The organism is Mesorhizobium sp. LNHC221B00 (genome assembly GCF_000502935.1).
Lineage (GTDB): Bacteria > Pseudomonadota > Alphaproteobacteria > Rhizobiales > Rhizobiaceae > Mesorhizobium > Mesorhizobium opportunistum.
Map to the genome: position 1 here is coordinate 1 of NZ_AYWR01000021.1, position 17713 is coordinate 17713.

A 17713-nucleotide genomic window follows, 5' to 3' on the forward strand; every position below is an offset into this window, starting at 1 on the left:
GCCGATGGCCCCGGCGATCAGGCCGCCGATGGTGGCGCCGCCAGTTGCGCCGATCACCGCGCCAGTGAAGGCGCCCATGACGATGCGGGCGCCGAACTGCTGCGGCACCTTGCGGCTGGGCGTCGACGGCAGCTGGTCGGTGACCAGCTCGACGATGGCCAGGATGGTGAAGATGCCGACGGCGGCCCAGTGGCTCATGAAGCTCGCCCAGGTGCCGGCAACCGGCAGCCAGCCGAGCCAGGCGCCCCAGGCGACGGCGGCCGGCGCGGTCATGGCGCGCAGGCCGGCAATGACGCCGATCAACAGTGCGAGAACGTAAAGCATGGTAGATCCCCTCGATCCCCGGGCTAGGACAGCCCTCAGAAGGCAGGCTACCATAGGTCCGATATTTGGCCACTACTTGCGTCGGCGCTTTTCTGCCGGCCGCGATTGTGCTTTGCAATGACGTCGACTGGAGACCCTTCATGGCTGATAGCGAGCGCACAAGGATGGCCGCCGGCCAATGGTATACCTGCCTCGATGACGAATTGGAGGCGCTGCGCGCCACGGCGCGCGACGCCGTGTTCGAGCATAATACGCTGCCGCCCCGCCAGCGCGGCAATCTCGGACCGAGCCTGAAGGCGCTGCTCGGCGCCGCTGGCACTGGCGCCCGCATCGAGGCGCCGTTCCACTGCGCCTGCGGCTTCAACATCTTTCTCGGCGACAATGTTTTTCTCAACGCCGGCTGCACCATCCTGGACACGGCGCCGGTGCGCATCGGCAAGGGAACGCTGCTCGGCCCCAATGTCCAGATCTACTGCGCCGAGCACCACAGGCAAGCGGCGGGACGGCAGGCGGGACTGGAGATCGCCAGGCCGGTCGAGATCGGCGCAAATGCGTGGATCGGCGGCAGCGCGGTCATCCTTGGCGGCGTCAGCATTGGCGAGGGCGCCATTGTCGGCGCCGGCGCGGTGGTGACGCGTGACGTGCCAGCCGACACCACGGTGGTCGGCAATCCGGCGCGGGCGGTCAAGCGGGGGTGAGGGGGCTGCCGCAGGCGATCAACGCGACAACGCCGCGCGCTCGTCCTGCTCGCCTCGCCTGGAAAACTCGCGCCGGTATTGCGCCGGCGATGTCCTCAGTCTCGCGGCAAAATGCTGGCGCAACGAGGTGGCGCTGCCGAAGCCGGCTTCGAAGGCGACGACATCCATCGATTTCTCCGTCGTTTCCAGCAGCCGCTGCGCGAGTTCTATCCGCTGGCTGGTCAGCCAATCGCCAAAACTGGTGCCGATCGACTTCTGGAAACGGCGGGTGAAGGTGCGCCGGGTCAGGCCGGCGGCTTCGGCGACGCCGTCGAGGCTGTGTGCCTCGCCGAGCGTGACGCACACCGCGTCAAGCGCCTGGGTGAAGCGGTCGGCGTCAGCGCTTTTTGCCACGGGGCGCTCGATGAATTGCGCCTGCCCGCCCTGCCGGTGCGGGGAAAGGACGATCTGGCGGGCGAGCCGCAGTGCCGCTTCCGCGCCGTAGCGGGCGCGCACGATGTGGAGACAGCAGTCGAGGCCGGCCGCGACACCGGCCGAGGTCACTACGTCGCCATTGTCGACATAGAGCACCGTGGCATCGACCGCGATGTCTGGATGGAGTTCCTGCAGCCGCTCGGAGTAGGCCCAGTGCGTCGCGGCGCGGCGACCTGAAAGCAGTCCAGCCGCGGCAATGGCAAAGGTTCCGAGACACAGTCCGACAATCAATGCGCCATGCTCGTGCGCTCTGCGCATCGCCTCCATCAACACTGGCGCTGGCGGCTCGCCGAGATGATGCCAGCTTGGAATGATGACGATATCGGCGCCGTCGAGCCCTTCGAGCCCATGCGGTGCGGCAACCGTCAGTCCGGCTTCGGTGTGGACCGGGCCGGCCTTGACCGCGCAGATGCGGAACTCGAAGCGCGGCAGTCCAAGCGCCGTCCTGTCCTCGCCGAAAACCAGGCATGGCACGGAGAGATGGAATGGGCTGATGCCGTCGAAGGCTAGGACGGCAATGATCGGGTCGGTCATGGAGCTTCCAGAAAAGTGATCGCGGATTGTCCCAATTCTTTCGAATGATGTCAATCGGGACACTTTTGGTCGCTTGGGGATATGCCTATTTTCGGCCCCATCGCATTTCAAGCCGGAAAGGAAAACACCCGTGTCTGACCCAGTCAAAACCGCGCCGCGCCGCGCTCTCATCGTCATCGACGTCCAGAACGACTATGATGGCGGCAATCTAGCCATCCAGCATCCGCCGTTCCGCGACAGCGTCGTCAACGTGGCGCGGGCCATGGATGCGGCCACTGCTGCCGGCGTCAAGGTAGTGGTCATCAAGCAGATGGCACCCGAGACATCGCCAGTTTTCGCCAAGGGCAGCCATGGCGCCGAACTGCATCCGGAGATCGCCAGGCGCGGCCGCGACCACTATATCGAAAAGAACCTGCCTTCCGCCTTCACCGGCACCGACCTCGAGGATTGGCTGCGCGCCAACGCCATCGATACGCTCACGGTGGTCGGCTACATGACGCACAATTGCGATCTGTCGACCATCATCCACGCCGTGCATATGGGTTTTGCGGTCGAATTCCTGTCCGACGCCACCGGCTCGCTACCCTATGCCAACAGCGCCGGGTATGCCTCGGCGGAGGAGATTCACCGCGTGGTGACTGTTATCCTGCAGTCGCGCTTCGCGGCGGTGCTGAAGACCGCCGAGTGGGTGGAGTGCCTGAAGACCGGCGCCTTACCGGAGCGCGATACGATCTACGCCTCCAACCAGCGGGCGCTGGCGCGCAGCGCGGCGTAGCAAGATCCGCAAACAGAACGGGCGCCGCATCNGGGCGCTGGCGCGCGGCGCGGCGTAGCAAGATCCGCAAACAGAACGGGCGCCGCATCGCTGCGGCGCCCGTTCTTGTCTGGTGTTCATAATGTCTAGTCTAGAACAGGCCTTCGATCTGGCCGGCCTCGTTGAGGAATATCTTTTCCGAGGACGGTGCCTTGGGCAGACCGGGCATGGTCATGACTTCGCCGCAGATGATGACGACGAAGCCCGCACCGGCCGAAAGCCTGACCTCGCGCACCGGCACGGTGTGTCCGGTCGGGGCGCCGCGCAGGTTCGGGTCGGTCGAGAAGGAGTACTGGGTCTTGGCCATGCAGACCGGCAGGTTGCCATAGCCGGCGTCTTCCCAGGCCTTGAGCTGGTCGCGCACCGACTTGTCGGCGATCGCTTCCGAGCCGCGATAGATGCGCTGGACGATGGTGTTGATCTTCTCGAACAGCGGCATGGCGTCGGGATAGAGCGGCGCGAACTGCGAGGCGCCGGATTCGGCCAGCGCCACCACCTTGTTGGCGAGATCCTCGATGCCGGCCGAGCCGTAGGCCCAGTGCTTGCACAGGATCGCCTCTTCGCCCATCGAGGCGACATAGTCCTTCATCGCCTGGATTTCGGCGTCGGTGTCGGAATAGAAGTGGTTGATGGCAACCACCGCCGGCACGCCGAACTGGCGGATGTTCTCGATGTGGCGGCCAAGGTTGGCGCAGCCCTTCTTCACCGCTTCGACGTTTTCCTTGCCGAGGTCTTCCTTCTTGACGCCGCCATTCATCTTCATGGCGCGCACGGTGGCGACGATGACGGCGGCCGCCGGCTTGAGGCCCGCCTTGCGGCACTTGATGTCGAAGAATTTTTCGGCGCCGAGATCAGCGCCGAAGCCGGCTTCGGTGACGACGTAGTCGGCGAGCTTCAGCGCCGTGGTGGTGGCGACGACCGAGTTGCAGCCATGCGCGATGTTGGCGAACGGGCCGCCATGCACGAAGGCCGGATTGTTCTCCAGCGTCTGCACCAGATTGGGCTGCATGGCATCCTTCAAGAGCACGGCCATGGCGCCATCGGCCTTGAGGTCGCGGGCATAGACCGGCGACTTGTCGCGGCGATAGGCGACGATGATGTCGCCGAGGCGCTTTTCCAGATCCTTCAGGTCGGTCGACAGGCACAGGATCGCCATGACTTCCGAGGCGACGGTGATGTCGAAGCCGGCCTCGCGCGGGAAACCGTTGGCGACGCCGCCGAGCGAGCAGATGATCTCGCGCAGCGCCCGGTCGTTCATATCCATGACGCGGCGCCACACCACGCGGCGGGTGTCGATGCCGAGCTCATTGCCCCAGTAGATGTGGTTGTCGATCAGCGCCGACAAAAGGTTGTGCGCGGTGGTGATGGCGTGGAAGTCGCCGGTGAAGTGGAGGTTCATGTCCTCCATCGGCACGACTTGTGCGTAACCGCCGCCGGCGGCACCGCCCTTGACGCCGAAATTCGGGCCGAGCGAGGCCTCGCGGATGCAGACGATCGCCTTCTTGCCGATACGGTTCAGGCCGTCGCCGAGGCCGACCGTGGTGGTGGTCTTGCCTTCGCCGGCCGGGGTCGGGTTGATGGCTGTGACCAGGATCAGCTTGCCGTCCTTGTTGCCCTTCACCGACTTGATGAATTCGGCCGATATCTTGGCCTTGTCGTGGCCGTAGGGCAGCAGGTGTTCGGTCGGGATGCCAATCTTCTGGCCGATCTCCTGGATCTGCTTTTTCCTGGCGCCGCGCGCGATCTCGATGTCGGACTTCACTTCGGCCATGACGGCTTTCCTCTGGATTGGACGGTGGAGGGGACGGGGTTGATGTCTATCGCAAACAGGTTGGAACCGGGCGCGCGGGCATGTTCTAACCCTCTCGCTGCCGTGGCGTCAACTTTCATGCAACTATGTTTCCTCTAGAGAAAATTCCTCTGCGGCCGGCCGACCTGTCCTCGGTTCTTCCTGGCTCCGCTTGCCGCGCCGTATAGAAGCCAGAGCAGGGAGGCTTCCGCCGTCTCAAAACAGCCGCACAATGCACCGAATGCGACAGAGGCGACGGCGCAAATCCGCCATCGGCTTGCCGTTTGCTTTATGCATGTCGTTCTCCCAAAACCGGGACCACTTTGGGCGACATGCATTGCGGCTCAGCGCTACTGGGTCAGAACATTGCTGATCTCGACCATGTTGGAGCGCACGCGCAGGATGTAGAAGCCCATCGTCGTCAGGTGTGTCGGCAACAGCCAGCCGTCCTCGCGGCCATTGGCGATGATGAAGGGCTGGATCCTGAGAGCCGAAACGAACTGGGCATCCATCGTGTCCCACAGGCTCTGCAGGTGCTTTTCCTTGAGTACATCCTCGAAATCGGCCTGAGCGCCTTTCATCAGTCCGTAATAAGCATAGAGCTGGCCATAGGCGAACCAGTAGCGGTCGTCGGCGCGGGTGTCGAACCAGCCATTGTTGTGGTTTTCGGCACGCTCCTTGAGGATGGCCGAGGTTGAACCGATGTCCGAAGCAATGCGGTCGATATACTGCTTGAGATTGTCGGCGCGGGCATCGAAGGTCGCCTGGCAGGTGGCGAGGCGAGCGTTGAAAGAGCGCAGATTGCCCATCGCACGGCGGTACATGCTGGGCGTGGTCGCGGTCATGCCGTTGCGGCTGATGTACCAGATGGACTCGTCATACTGCAGCTGACCGCGGGCATCCTGGAGATTGGTATCGATCTGCGAGGTGGTGCGCACGCGGCCAAGATTGTCGGCAAGCTCGGTCGCGGTGCGCCGCACCGCCTGGTTGATGCCGCGCTGGAACGAAGCCTTGTTGTCCATCCAGGGCGTGTCGTCCCAGTCGATGCCGAACAGGCCGAACTTGTAAAGGATCATCGACGAGACCCAGGCGTTCTGATTGACGTTGAAGTCGATCAGATCCGCCGCCACCTGGGCAATGCCGGAATTGCCGCAAGTCTTGGCCGTGTCGGTGCCGCTGCCGGCGGCGACCTGCTCGCCGGCGGAGACATTGCGCTTCTCGAAAGTGTAAGAGTCGGGATAGGTCGGGTTGAAATTGCTCCACCATTGGGTGGCGCAGAAGAAATTGGCGTAGAGGCCGACCAGCACCAGCAAAGCCAGGCCGACCACCGCCTTGAGGATCCAGCCGCGCTGCGTATACCAGCGCCCGGCCCACAGGAAAGGCCACAGGATCACACCGATGACGAGGCCGATGCCGCGGCCGATCCACTGGAAAATGCGGGTGAAGAAATTCACGATCGGATCAAGCATGGCTTATGTCACCCCCTCAAAGCATGATGTCAAAAAAGTTGCGGACTTTTTTAAATAACATGCACCAAAACAACAAGTTAGAACGAAATGACGGGTCATTTCATTTTAGTCGGCCAGACCGTAGAGGCGCGTGCGAAACGCCACCTTGTCCTTCAAATATGTGGTTTTCAGAACGTCCACAACATGCGATCGCCAGGCGTCGCTGAAGCCGTCATAGTCCCTGTAGAAGCCCTGCTTGTTGAAGATGTAGCGCGAGACGAAGTCCGACGGTACGAAATCCGAGATCAGCCGGTTGGTCAGCCATGCGTCGGGGTGGTCCGGCTTGGCACGGGTCACCAGGAAGCGCTGCTGGGGAAACACGTCGTCGATTTTGAGTTGGCCAAGCTGGGTGATTTCGCGCTTGGCGGCATTGAGGAAGGGGAAATTGCCGTCCTTGGCGATCAGGTCGGTATGGCTTTGGATCCAGGTCTGCAGCCAGACCTTGTCGACGTCGGTCAGGTTGCGGTCGGGTTCGGCGTCGCGGATCAGCGCGCGCACCACCATCTCCGCCCGGTGCTCGAGATAGCCCGACGACTCGATCCATGAGGCGCGCGGCAGTTCGATGCGGCCGGTGCTGGCCAGGAATTTGAACACCTTGTCGGCGTCGTTGATCGAGAGATAGCTGACCTGCCAGGGCCGCGAGCGGCGGAAGCCGGGGGCGGCCGGGTCGCTGATCACCGTCGTCATGTCGGGGTCGACGAACACGTAGAGCCCGCCGAAATGGCTGGTCCAGTAGGCATTGTGGCGGAAGATCACCTGGTCGGGCACCAGCGCGTTCTCACGGATGTCGCCGCAGATCTTCGCCAGCTCCACCATGCGGTTCAGCATGGCGTTGTCGCGCCAGGCATCCGGCTCCTGCTTCAGCCTGTCGACGAGCTTGCCGAGTTCGGCCGCCTTGCCCAGCACGTCCTCGGCCGAAAGCACCTTGAACTCGATCTGGCTGATCGACAGCAGGTCCTCAATGTCGTTGACCTTGGGAACGGTGTCCTCGATCTCGCCGTAGATGACGTCCTTGATGGTCAGCGCATCGATGGCGCGCTGGTTCTTGGACATGAACTCGAACATCAGCTGCGAGGTGTTGGAGAAGGCGGTGTGCACCACCGGCAGGTCGATCTGCGACGGCGTCAGGATGATGAAGCGGCGGTTGACCTCGTTGGGATCGAGATAGTCAGGGTCGCCGCATTCATCGGCGATCTCGGGCGAGAAACCGGTGCGGTCGATCTGGAAGCTCGCAAGCTTGGTCGGCTTGAGGCCGAATGCGGCCAACGCCTTGTTGTAGCGCTGGATGAGATGCGGCTCGTCGACAGTGAGCAGCCGGCCATAGATGAGTTCGTTGTCGCGCAGAAGGTCGGGTTTTTTGGCGCTCATTTTTCCTTCTCCCCGTTCACGGGGAGAAGGTGCCCGAAGGGCGGATGAGGGGCGGCGCACACGGTCATTATTCTTGCTCCAACGCCGCAGCCGGCAGAAATTTCGCATCGACACCGATCATCTTGCGATCCAGCCGCCCATCCAATGCTGCAACAATCGTATCCAGGACGCTCTTGCGGCCCGTCAGGACATCCGCGTGCCATACCCTCAACACTGACCAGCCGTTCCTGTTCATGGTCTCGTCCCTGTATCGATCACCGGATCGACTGGCATGCTGACTGCCATCGACTTCCACAACCAGGTTGGCCTCGCGGCAGGCGAAGTCCGCGAAATATGGGCCAATTGGCAGTTGACGAACAAATTTGTGGCCATTCAGTCGCCGCCCACGCAATTCGTGCCACAGACGTTCCTCGGCATCGTTTTCAACCTTCCGCAGTTCGCGGGCTCTCACAACTTTTGGCTCATTTCTTCCACGCATGGCGCTGCCCCTCATCCGCCCTTCGGGCACCTTCTCCCCGTAAACGGGGAGAAGGAAAAGATCACCAATTGCCCTTCTTCTTCATCTCCTCCATCTCNAGCCGGCCATAGATGAGTTCGTTGTCGCGCAGAAGGTCGGGTTTTTTGGCGCTCATTTTTCCTTCTCCCCGTAAACGGGGAGAAGGAAAAGATCACCAATTGCCCTTCTTCTTCATCTCCTCCATCTCGCGCGCTGCCCTCTCGCGCAGCCTTGCGTCGCGCAGCAGCTTCTCCACGGCGGCGTCGTCGGACTTGTCGGAATAGCGGAATTCAGAGTCGGCGTAGCGGTTGATCTCCTGCATGACCATGTCCATCGAGAACGGCCCGCGCAGTTCCTCGATCATGGCTTTCTTGTCGTCGTAGGCCTTGTGCATGAACGCTTCCGGCTTCTCGAACCAGTCGTCGGGAAGCTCGATGTCCATGGCGCGCATCTTGATGGCGTCGGTGACGTTCTTGATNCTTGATGGCGCGGCCGGTGAAGCGCGGCTCGGCATCCTTGATCAGGTGCAGGTAGGTGCCGATGTCGGCCATGGTCTTGGGTGCGCCATTTTCCTTCATGTAGCGCTCGTAGACCTTCATCAGGCCGTCTTCCTGCGGCTTCTCGTGCTCCTCATAGGCTTCGGTCACGGCACGCTGGATTTCCTGCGCGGCATAGAGCTTGTGGTCCCCGAGCGGTATCTCATGGTTCTTGCCGGCGAGCAGCACGAAGATGTCGATGTAGTCGTCGCGGCTCTGCGGACCGTCGACCAGCCAGCGGGCGCCGGCGCGCTGGCGCAGCGCATCGTCGACATTTTCGGGATAGTTGGAGAACATGCCGAACGAGCAGTTGCCGCGCACCACGGTGGCGGCACCGGCGAAGGCGTCCATCAAGACGCCGGTGATCTCCTGCTGGCCGGCGGAGGCGCGGTCATCGGAGCGTTTGGCGGCTACTTGGTCGATGTCGTCGATGGTGCCGAAGCCGATGACGCGCGGGTTCAGCACATTGTTGATGAACTGGCGGCAGTTCTGGCCCGATTTGCCCTGATAGGACGAGATCTGGTCGACGCCGAAATTCTCGTAGGCGAAGGGGTAGCCCGCGACCTGGCAGTAACCGTTGACGAGACCGGCGATCATCTGGATCAGCGTCGTCTTGCCGGTGCCGGGCGCGCCATCGCCGATGAAGGTGAACAGGAAACCGCCGAGTTCGACGAACGGGTTCAGCTCGCGCTCGAAATCATAGGCCATCAGCATCTTGGCGAGCTTGACCGACTGGTATTTGGCGATGTGGTTGCCGACGACCTCTTCGGGCGTCTTGAAGGTCATCACCAGCGGCTTCGAACGCTTGCCGGGTGCAACGTCGAAGCCGTCGAGGGTGAAATCGTCGGCGTCGATGCGGATATGGGCGTTCTCGAATGGCCCTATGCCGTCGAAGCGGCCTTTTCGCGCCAGGAGCCCATCGATGGCGACACGGGCGAAAGCACGCGCGCGCGTCATCAGGTCGGCGTCGTCGGACGCGCCTGATATCGCCTTGTCGAGGCCGGCCAGGATCGATTTCACCGCGTCCTGCGGCGTGTCGAACAGGAAATCCGGCTCGGGGATGTCGTTGGGCGCCTCGCCGTCGCTGTCGATCAGCTGGAACAGATAGGATGCCAGGCTGAAGGCGGAGATATAGGCGGAGGCCGACAGCAGCTTCTTGAAGGCCGATGCCTCGTCGCCCTCGAGCGGGGCGCGGGTGTTCTTCGCCTGCAGGCTTTCGAGGTCGGAGCCTTCGGCGAAAACATCCGATATGGCCAGGGCAATGGCCGTGCCGCGCCGGGCGCGAAACAGAAGCGTGTGCTGCGGGATGGTGAGCAACTGGTCGTCGGGATGGACTGCCCCGACTGTCTTCGACAGCTCGACCTCGCGCGTGCGGCGCACAGAACCCACCGATACGGTGGAGACGAAGCGGCGGTTGGTGCCGGCCAGCGCCGTGCCGGATTCTCGCGAGGGATCCTCCAGCACGACGATGCGGGTGATGAAGCTCTGCGCGGTGGCGCGGTGCTTCTCGACAGCCGCTTCCGGGATGGTGGTCAGGCCGGTATCCATGAAGGTTGCTCCGTGGTGTGACGGTCAGACGTCCGAGATGACCTGTCCGTTGGACAGGATGTGGACCTTGTAGCCGGAAAAGATCTTCTGCGCCTCGCCGGCGGCGTAGAGCGCCTGGTAGGCTTCGTGCGGAATCAGTGCGTGGTTCTCGTAGCTCGACACGCCCTGGCGCGCGGCTTCCAGATCGTCGGTGTTGATGAAGAATTCCTGGGTCGTCTTCTCGCTTGAAAACAGCCCCCTGCGGCCGGGTTTCTCGGCCTTGGAATAGACTTCCTGGATGGTCCAGGTCAAAAGCCAGGCATTCTCGGGCTTGCGCACCTTGGCCAGCACCTCGGTCACCGTCGAATTGTTGTCGGTGATACCAGCCGAATAGAAGGGGCCGAGCACGACGCGGCGCAATTGCTTGGGGTGCAGCGGCTCGAAATCCTTGTCCAGGTTGACGGCGATCGTCGCCGGCGACAGGGTGTAGGCGGAATTCTTCTCGGTGAAATCGTCGAAACGGTGGGCGAGCTCCGGATTGAGCAGGCCGTCGACCGGCAGCGGAATGTCGACCTTGTCGTTGAGCTTGCCGTTCCTGTCGACGAGTTGGCTGATCATGGTTTCCGAGGAATCTTCCACCGTCACCATGTAGACCAGGGGCAGGTTGGCGCTGCCGTCGAATGTCGCCCAATGGACGAGATAGTAGGGCCGCGCCGTCTTCGGGTTGACCGAGACCTTGGCGGTCTGCGCCAGGGTGAAGGGCCCGAAGGTCTGCTCGCTCTTGACGTCCTCGAGATAGAGCCGCTCGGCCATCGATTTCTGCAGCGCCTCGGGGAATTCCTTGTGGCGCAGGATGAAATCGGCCATCTCCTCGCGCAATTCGCCGGCCAGCGGGATGTTGGCGAGCCGGCTGTCCGCCTGGCGGCGGTCGTTTTCCAGTTCGAGCAGGTTCTGGAACACTGGAAAGCCGCTTTCGGCGCGCGAAATCCGGAACGTGTCCACGAAGCCCAGCCGGTTGCGCCAGCAGGAGAAGGATTTGTCGAGCCGGGCGATGTATTCGGCGACGATCTTGGCGACGATGCCGTGCCGGTAGAGCGGCGAGCGGTCGTCGCGCATGAACACTTCCAGGCCGCTGAGCGCGGCCGTGATTGCCGAGAAATACCGCGCCGCCGCGTCGTTTTCGGGGGTCATGCTGCTGGCCTCAAGTCGGAACGCGACACTGGCGAGTGCAGCAATTAAGACTGTACGTAGTTGGCCGAATTGTGCTTCTTCAGCACTTCGTCGAAGCGGCGGGCGAAGGCATCGTCGGCCAGCTTCTTGCGGCGTTGGATGTCGGCGCTGGCGACCATGTTCTTCTCGTGCATCTCGAGCAGGTCGCCGATGTGCTTTTGCGAGGCGGCACCGATGCCGGCCATGGTTTCCTCGGCGGTGTTGTCGACCTGGCTGCCCAGCGTGTTGATCTTGTGGGCAACGTCCTGCTGGGCGGCGGTCTTCAGCGAATCTTCCAGCGCCTTGTAGAGCACGATGCGCTGCTCTGTATCGATGGTCAGCTTGTTGATCAGCGTCGACTGCGCCGCGATCTGGTTGTTGAGCGAATCCACGAAGGTCTGGAACATCGAGGTGTAGCGCTCCAGCGTCTGGCTCTCGGCCAGCAGTTCCTGCTCCTTGGCCTGCTTCTCGTTGTATTCGGTGGCGAGCTTGGAGCGCTCGCCTTCGAGCTGCGTGCGGTCCTTCTGGCTGGTCGAGGCGGCGATCTTGTTCTCGATGTCGAGCAGCATCGGGTTGAGTTCCTCGATGCGCTTCTGCACGGTTTCGAGGTTGGACATGGTGGTCTTGCGGCGCTCGATCACCTGCGACAGGCTTGTCTCGGAAGTCTTGTAGCGCTGGTCGAGGACCTCCTTCTGCGCCTTCAGGATGCCGACGATGGTGTCGGACTTGGCCAGCAGTTCCTGCAGATTGCCGGCCAGCGACATGTTGCGGACACGGTCGGTGCGCATGCGTTGCTTGCTCTGGCTGGAGAAGATGCCGATGAAGTTTTCCCAGCCGGTGTAGTTTTTCATGCTTTCGAACTCGGCGCCGAAGACGTTGGTGGCGTCCTCCAGGCCGATGATCAGGTCGGCGATGTTGCCTTCCATCACCTTCTGCTGCTTCAGCACATCCTCGATGCGGGCGTTCTCGATGTCGAAATTGGCGTCGCCGATCTTCTTGTCGGCGGTGGCAAGCGTGTCGAGCACGGTGCCGGACTGCTCGATCTTGGTGCGCATATCCTGGACGACCTGCTTGGTCTTGGCAATTTCGGCATCGAAATTCTGCAATGTCGCCATAGGGGCCTCCCGCTTCGGCATCAGGTCGCTGGTTGCGAACAGCGGCGAATATATGTGGGGTATCAGGGGATTGAAAGACGTGAAGACAGGGACGATGCGAAAACAAAATATCAGGCCGAGCCCTTGAAAGGCAATGGAGCGGTGGTCATGGCGTGATTAGCTGGTGAGCCGAGCGTAGTTCAGCTGATTTTGAACTTTCACGCCGGCAAAGCAGTCAGTCTCCATCGATTAGGATGGTCCTGAAGCCGGACAACAACTGACCAGTTGCAGCAGCCGCTCCATGCCGGGCGTCAGCCGGCGCCATCATGCTGCTCAGGGCTTGGGATCGGCCTTCAGATAGGCGATGACGTTGGCGATGTCGTCGTCGCTGCCGAGGCCGCCGAAAGCCATCTTGTTGCCGGGCACCTTCAGCCTGGGAGCCTTGAGGTATCCGGCAAGGTTTGCCTCGTCCCAGACGAGACCAGCGGCGCCGGCGTTTTTCATGGCTTCCGAATAGTGGCCAAGGAAGCTTTCGGCGCTGCCGGCGGTGCGGCCGACGACACCCATTAGATGCGGGCCGACCTTGTCGCGGTCGGTGGCTGCTTCATGGCAGGCGATGCAGCGGTTGAAGACGTACTTGCCTTGCACGGGATCACCGCCTGCAAGAGCGGCAATCGAGGTGGCCAGCAGAAGGATGCTGGCTGACGAGACGGCTCGAAGCATGGCTGACCTCCAGGTGGTTTCGGCTGACGGCTTATAGGGCCTACGCCTTAACAAACGCTGCATCGCGGCGGGATTGATGCCCGATCCGGTTGCACAAAGCCTGGGCGAGGTTGCCATCCCGGTCAGTTCCTGATGAAGCCGATGAAGTCGTCGGGCGCGGCGCGGCCCATCTCTTCCTCCCAGTGGCGGCGGCAGAGCGAGACGTAGACGTCCTTGCCGATCGCCACCTGTTCGCCTTGCCGGGCGACCTTGCCGTCGGGGCCGAGGCGCACGACCATCGTCGCCTTGCGGCCGCAGCGGCAGATGGTGCGGACTTCGCGCAGATCGTCGGCGATGGCCAGCAGCGCGCGCGAGCCGGAAAACAGCTTGCCCTGGAAATCGGTGCGCAGGCCATAGCACATGACGGGGATGTTCAACCGGTCGGCGATGCGGGCGAGTTGCCAGACCTGCTCCTCCTCCAGGAACTGCGCCTCGTCGACGAAGACGCAATGCACGGCGCTGCGCTGATGATGCTCGGCGACGCGGGCGAACAGATCGTCGCCGTCGCGGAACATCTCGGCCTCGGTCTCCAGCCCGATGCGCGACGAGATCAGGCCGCTGTCGCCCTTGCGGTAGTGGCCGGCGACGAACAGCATCGTCGTCATGCCGCGCTCGCGATAGTTATACGACGCCTGCAGCAGCATCGTCGTCTTGCCCGCATTCATCGTCGCGTAGTGGAAGTAAAGCTTGGCCATATTGCCCTGTAAGGTCTGTTGATATTCAGGTGAGGCCGGCCTGCAAATGGCGGCTCCCTGCGCTTCCGATGCTCACGTACGAAAAGTACGCTCCGCTTGGTTCTCGGAACCCACCATTTTCGGCGCGGCCTGACCTGAATCTAAACAGACCTTAAGCCGACTTGGCTCGGCGCGGGGAGGGGCCGCCGCCGCATTCCCCTGAAAAAGCCGCCTCGCGTAACAAAAGCGTCAACCGTGTCGCTGATGGGCCAGTCCGCGCCGTTGATCGTGATTGCCTTACCGCTTGAAACCACAACAGAATGGTGTTTGGCTGGCGAAACAAGGCGGGCAGAGAAACCGTAATTGCGCTTCGCCAAAGAATCACAATGGGAGACTGTCTATGTCGCGTATGAATTCCTTCGTCGCCGGCCTCGGCCTGGCGGCCTTCCTGTCCACGAGTGCTGCGTTTGCCGGCGATCCGGAAAGCTGCAAGGCCGTGCGTCTCTCCGATGTCGGCTGGACCGACATCCAGGCGACGACCGGCGTCGCCTCGGTGCTGCTCACCGCGCTCGGCTACGAGCCGCAAACGATCCAGCTGTCGGTGCCGGTGACCATGGCGTCGCTGAAGAACAAGGATCTCGATGTCTTCCTCGGCAACTGGATGCCGTCGATGACCAACGACATCAAGGACTACACCGCCGACGGTTCGGTCGAGACGATCAGCACCAACCTGACCGGCGCCGGCTACGGCATCGTCGTGCCGACCTATGTCGCGGACGCCGGCGTGAAGTCGCTGACCGACATCGGCAAGTTCAAGGACAAGTTCAACGGCAAGATTTATGGCATCGAGGCCGGCAATGACGGCAACCGCATCATCCTCGACATGATCAAGAACCCGAAGGACAATCTCGAAGGCTTCGAACTGGTCGAGTCGTCGGAGGCCGGCATGCTGACGCAGGCCGAGCAGTCGATGAAGAACAACGAGTGGATCGCCTTCCTCGGCTGGACGCCGCATCCGGTGATGGGCGCCATGAAGATCACCTATCTCGACGGCATGGGCGACAGCGGTTTCGGCGCCGCCACCGTCTACACCGTCGCGCGCAAGGGCTACACCACCGAATGCCCGAATGCCGGCAAGTTCATCGCCAATCTGAAGTTCAACTTGGATATGGAAGGCCAGATGATGGACGCCATCCTGAAAGGCGGCGACGCCAACACGGTTGCGACCGACTGGCTGAAGAAAAATCCGGACGCCGTCAAGCCATGGATCGCCGGCGTGACCACCTTCGACGGCGGCGACGCCGCGGCCGCGATCAAGACCGCGCTCGGAGGCTGAGCCGGCTTTTGTTTCGGCGTAGCCGAAAGAAGGGGGCAGCCACTGGAAAAGGCTGCCCTTTTTCATATGCTGTGACAAGATGACGTTGCGAGAGCTGAGGCCGAGGGCAGGGCGGCTTCGCGTCTGAGAGGGGCGATATGGATCCGATTTCGAAATTCATGGTCGATCACAAGATTCCGATCGGCGCCTGGGGAAAGGCGTTCTTCGGTTTCCTCACAGACAATTTCGACACCGTGTTCAGGGCCTTTTCGAATGGGCTGAACTTCCTGCTCGACGGGCTGGTCGGCATCCTGCTGATGGTGCCGCCGGTGCTGCTGGCGCTGGTCATCGCTGTCGTCGCCNCTGCTCGACGGGCTGGTCGGCATCCTGCTGATGGTGCCGCCGGTGCTGCTGGCGCTGGTCATCGCTGTCGTCGCCTGGCTGCTGCAGCGCTCTCGACCGCTCGCCATCGGCGTGTTCCTCGGCCTGATCTTCATCATCAACCAGAACCTTTGGAAGCAGACGGTTCAGACGCTGGTGCTGGTCGTGGCGGCCGCCGCCATGGCGATGGCCATCGGCGTGCCGCTCGGCATCTGGGCGGCGCACAAGCCCAAGGTCTACCGCATCATGCTGCCGGTGCTCGACCTGATGCAGACGCTGCCGACCTTCGTGTACCTTATCCCGGTGCTGACGCTGTTCGGCCTCGGCAATGCGCCCGGTCTCATCGTCACCATCATCTTCGTCATCCCGACCGCGGTCAGGCTCACCCATCTCGGCGTCGTCTCGGTGCCGAAGTCGATCATCGAAGCCGGCGAGGCGTTCGGCGCCACCAAGAGCCAGCTTTTGTGGAAGGTGGAACTGCCCTCGGCGCTGCCCACCATCATGGCGGGGCTGACCCAGTCGATCATGCTGTCGCTGTCGATGGTGGTGTTCGCCGCACTGATCGGCGCAGGCGGCCTCGGCACGGAAATCAACCGCGCGCTCGGCTCGCGCCGCATCGATCTCGGGCTTGAGGCCGGTCTAGCCATCGTCGTGCTTGCAATCGTGCTCGACCGGATGACCCGTATTGGCGTTGGAGGCAAGAAATGACCGTCGCCGTCGATTTCAAGAACGTCGACATCGTCTTCGGCGCCGATCAGGCGGGCTCGCTGGCGATGATCGACAAGGGCGCGACCCGCGCCGAAATCCTCGAGAAGACCGGCAATGTGCTGGGCTGCGCCGACGCCAGCCTCACCGTGCACGAAGGCGAGATTTCGGTGCTGATGGGCCTCTCGGGCTCCGGCAAGTCGACGCTGCTCAGGGCCGTCAACCGGCTCAACGTGGTGTCGCGTGGCCAGGTGCTGGTCAAGGACGGCGACAAGATCGTCGATGTCGTCACGTGCGACCAGGCCACATTGCGGCGCCTGCGCCAGAAGCAGGTGGCGATGGTGTTCCAACAGTTCGGCCTGTTGCCGTGGCGCACGGTGGAGGAAAATGTCGGGCTCGGCCTCGAACTCGCCGGCGTGCCGGACGCCGAACGCAAGGAGCGCGTGCACAGGCAGCTCAAGCTGGTCAATCTCGACCAGTGGTCGAACAAATACGCCCACGAGCTGTCGGGCGGCATGCAGCAACGCGTCGGCCTGGCGCGCGCCTTCGCCACCGAAGCGCCGATCCTGTTGATGGACGAGCCGTTCTCGGCGCTCGATCCGCTGATCCGCACCAAGCTGCAGGACGAGTTGCTGCAGCTGCAGGCAGAGTTGAAGAAGACCATCATCTTCGTCAGCCACGATCTGGAGGAGGCGCTGAAGATCGGCAGCCATATCACCATCATGGAGGGTGGCCGCATCGTCCAGACCGGCGCGCCCGAAGACATCGTGCTGCGTCCCGCAAACGACTATGTCCGCGACTTCATCGCCAATGTGAACCCGCTGTCGGTGCTGACCGCCTGGAACGTGATGCGCGACCGCCGCGACCTGGAGCATGGCGACAATGGCTGGGTGTGGCTCGACCGGCGCAAGACGACGCGCTTCAAGATCGACGACCACGGGCTGGTGGCGGCGGCCGAACGCGACGGCAAGCCGGCGGTGTGGATGTCCTGCGCCGATGTCGAAGCCCAGTCGGAGGAAGCAGCGCAAGTGTTCTGGGCCAATCCCGGCACATCGCTGAAAACGGTGATGCTGGCCATGCACCGCTCGCAGACCGCACCGGTGGCGCTGTTCGACGACCAGTCCCGCTTCGTCGGCGCCATCGGCATCAGGGATGTGCTGAGCGCAGTGCTGCGGCGGTAGTCGAGCGCGGTCTTGCAGGGACAGGGCGCGTTGAAGCGGATTCGGAATTGGCTTTCTAAACCGCGGGTCGCTCAAACGGCGCTCGGCATGCTGCTTGTGATCGCGATGCGATCGATCCTGGAATTCTTCAGGATCGGCGGGGCGACCGGTACGCCGCTGAGTGCAAACCAGCTCTTTTATATCGAAGGGGCGTTCGCGGCAGTCAGTGCCGCGTTGGCGGTTCTTGTCCTGCATGCATTCGGGCGGCACGGTTGGGCAACGTTGTCCAGCGTGATGGCAATAATTGCCCTGCTGGCATGGAAAATCGCCGCCATCCGTTGAAAA

The 17713-nt window shown here is 62.4% G+C and carries 15 protein-coding genes and 2 pseudogenes; 6 read left to right on the forward strand and 11 right to left on the reverse strand.

Features of this window, described 5'->3' with window-relative positions; all coding sequences use genetic code 11:
- On the reverse strand, positions 1-324 hold a 324-nt coding region (locus tag X741_RS143975; protein WP_023779551.1), incomplete at its 3' end, for a membrane protein.
- Between the two features lie 140 nt (positions 325-464).
- Here X741_RS143975 and X741_RS143970 point away from each other — a divergent pair.
- On the forward strand, positions 465-1022 hold the full coding sequence (locus X741_RS143970; RefSeq protein WP_031250343.1) for a sugar O-acetyltransferase: 558 nt from the start codon (positions 465-467) through the stop codon (positions 1020-1022).
- Positions 1023-1040: 18 nt separating this feature from the next.
- Here the strand turns inward: X741_RS143970 and X741_RS143965 are convergent, their stop codons facing one another.
- On the reverse strand, positions 1041-2030 hold the full coding sequence (locus X741_RS143965) for a helix-turn-helix domain-containing protein (RefSeq protein ID WP_023779553.1): 990 nt from the start codon (positions 2028-2030) through the stop codon (positions 1041-1043).
- Positions 2031-2160: 130 nt separating this feature from the next.
- Here X741_RS143965 and X741_RS143960 point away from each other — a divergent pair, with 130 nt between their 5' ends.
- Positions 2161-2805, forward strand: coding sequence for a cysteine hydrolase family protein (locus tag X741_RS143960; protein WP_023779554.1), 645 nt, complete (start codon positions 2161-2163; stop codon positions 2803-2805).
- A gap of 130 nt (positions 2806-2935) precedes the next feature.
- Here X741_RS143960 and X741_RS143955 read toward each other — a convergent pair whose 3' ends face one another.
- The 9 genes and pseudogenes from X741_RS143955 to X741_RS143920 all read right to left on the reverse strand — a co-directional run bounded on the left by X741_RS143955 (position 2936) and on the right by X741_RS143920 (position 13828).
- The gene (locus X741_RS143955; RefSeq protein WP_023779555.1) at positions 2936-4615 is read right to left on the reverse strand and encodes a formate--tetrahydrofolate ligase; all 1680 of its coding nucleotides are present in this window, start codon (positions 4613-4615) and stop codon (positions 2936-2938) included.
- Positions 4616-4983: 368 nt separating this feature from the next.
- Complete coding sequence (locus X741_RS143950) at positions 4984-6102, reverse strand: DUF2333 family protein (protein ID WP_023779556.1); 1119 nt, start codon at positions 6100-6102, stop codon at positions 4984-4986.
- 105 nt (positions 6103-6207) lie between these two features.
- Entirely contained in the window at positions 6208-7509 is a 1302-nt protein-coding gene (locus X741_RS143945) for a DUF6638 family protein (protein ID WP_023779557.1), read from the reverse strand.
- A gap of 67 nt (positions 7510-7576) precedes the next feature.
- Positions 7577-7987 (reverse strand): DUF559 domain-containing protein, encoded by a 411-nt coding sequence (locus X741_RS143940; RefSeq protein ID WP_031250344.1) that lies wholly within the window; start codon positions 7985-7987, stop codon positions 7577-7579.
- Positions 7988-8177: 190 nt separating this feature from the next.
- Positions 8178-10089 (reverse strand): annotated as a pseudogene (locus X741_RS07620) (ATP-binding protein).
- A gap of 24 nt (positions 10090-10113) precedes the next feature.
- Entirely contained in the window at positions 10114-11259 is a 1146-nt protein-coding gene (locus X741_RS143935) for a hypothetical protein (RefSeq protein ID WP_023779562.1), read from the reverse strand.
- 44 nt (positions 11260-11303) lie between these two features.
- Complete coding sequence (locus X741_RS143930; protein WP_023779563.1) at positions 11304-12392, reverse strand: hypothetical protein; 1089 nt, start codon at positions 12390-12392, stop codon at positions 11304-11306.
- A 312-nt stretch (positions 12393-12704) separates the two neighbouring features.
- Positions 12705-13094 carry a cytochrome c family protein gene (locus X741_RS143925; RefSeq protein ID WP_023779564.1) on the reverse strand — a complete coding sequence of 130 codons (390 nt, stop codon included), beginning with the start codon at positions 13092-13094 and terminating at the stop codon, positions 12705-12707.
- A 122-nt stretch (positions 13095-13216) separates the two neighbouring features.
- Positions 13217-13828 (reverse strand): thymidine kinase, encoded by a 612-nt coding sequence (locus X741_RS143920; protein WP_023779565.1) that lies wholly within the window; start codon positions 13826-13828, stop codon positions 13217-13219.
- Between the two features lie 379 nt (positions 13829-14207).
- Here X741_RS143920 and X741_RS143915 point away from each other — a divergent pair, with 379 nt between their 5' ends.
- From X741_RS143915 to X741_RS143900, 4 genes and pseudogenes are all read left to right on the forward strand, one after another.
- Positions 14208-15143, forward strand: a complete 936-nt coding sequence (locus X741_RS143915) for a choline ABC transporter substrate-binding protein (RefSeq protein ID WP_023779566.1) — start codon at positions 14208-14210, stop codon at positions 15141-15143.
- Positions 15144-15280: 137 nt separating this feature from the next.
- Positions 15281-16211: pseudogene (locus X741_RS143910) on the forward strand (ABC transporter permease subunit).
- Positions 16208-17389: a choline ABC transporter ATP-binding protein gene (gene choV / locus X741_RS143905; RefSeq protein ID WP_013893438.1), complete on the forward strand. Its 1182-nt coding sequence runs from the start codon at positions 16208-16210 to the stop codon at positions 17387-17389. Before X741_RS143910 ends, choV begins: the two are co-directional and overlap by 4 nt.
- 87 nt (positions 17390-17476) lie before the next feature.
- Positions 17477-17710, forward strand: a complete 234-nt coding sequence (locus tag X741_RS143900; protein WP_023779567.1) for a hypothetical protein — start codon at positions 17477-17479, stop codon at positions 17708-17710.
- Positions 17711-17713: the final 3 nt, after the last annotated feature.

What these genes read in the sequence shown, in the direction of transcription:
- X741_RS143970 (WP_031250343.1), top strand. Translation starts at nt 465, where the DNA reads ATGGCTGATAGCGAGCGCACAAGGATGGCCGCCGGCCAATGGTATACC.
- X741_RS143915 (WP_023779566.1), top strand. Translation starts at nt 14,208, where the DNA reads ATGTCGCGTATGAATTCCTTCGTCGCCGGCCTCGGCCTGGCGGCCTTC.
- X741_RS143900 (WP_023779567.1), top strand. Translation starts at nt 17,477, where the DNA reads ATGCTGCTTGTGATCGCGATGCGATCGATCCTGGAATTCTTCAGGATC.
- X741_RS143940 (WP_031250344.1), bottom strand. Translation starts at nt 7,987, where the DNA reads ATGCGTGGAAGAAATGAGCCAAAAGTTGTGAGAGCCCGCGAACTGCGG.
- X741_RS143945 (WP_023779557.1), bottom strand. Translation starts at nt 7,509, where the DNA reads ATGAGCGCCAAAAAACCCGACCTTCTGCGCGACAACGAACTCATCTAT.
- X741_RS143925 (WP_023779564.1), bottom strand. Translation starts at nt 13,094, where the DNA reads ATGCTTCGAGCCGTCTCGTCAGCCAGCATCCTTCTGCTGGCCACCTCG.
- X741_RS143965 (WP_023779553.1), bottom strand. Translation starts at nt 2,030, where the DNA reads ATGACCGACCCGATCATTGCCGTCCTAGCCTTCGACGGCATCAGCCCA.
- X741_RS143920 (WP_023779565.1), bottom strand. Translation starts at nt 13,828, where the DNA reads ATGGCCAAGCTTTACTTCCACTACGCGACGATGAATGCGGGCAAGACG.
- X741_RS143935 (WP_023779562.1), bottom strand. Translation starts at nt 11,259, where the DNA reads ATGACCCCCGAAAACGACGCGGCGGCGCGGTATTTCTCGGCAATCACG.
- X741_RS143955 (WP_023779555.1), bottom strand. Translation starts at nt 4,615, where the DNA reads ATGGCCGAAGTGAAGTCCGACATCGAGATCGCGCGCGGCGCCAGGAAA.
- choV (WP_013893438.1), top strand. Translation starts at nt 16,208, where the DNA reads ATGACCGTCGCCGTCGATTTCAAGAACGTCGACATCGTCTTCGGCGCC.
- X741_RS143950 (WP_023779556.1), bottom strand. Translation starts at nt 6,102, where the DNA reads ATGCTTGATCCGATCGTGAATTTCTTCACCCGCATTTTCCAGTGGATC.
- X741_RS143930 (WP_023779563.1), bottom strand. Translation starts at nt 12,392, where the DNA reads ATGGCGACATTGCAGAATTTCGATGCCGAAATTGCCAAGACCAAGCAG.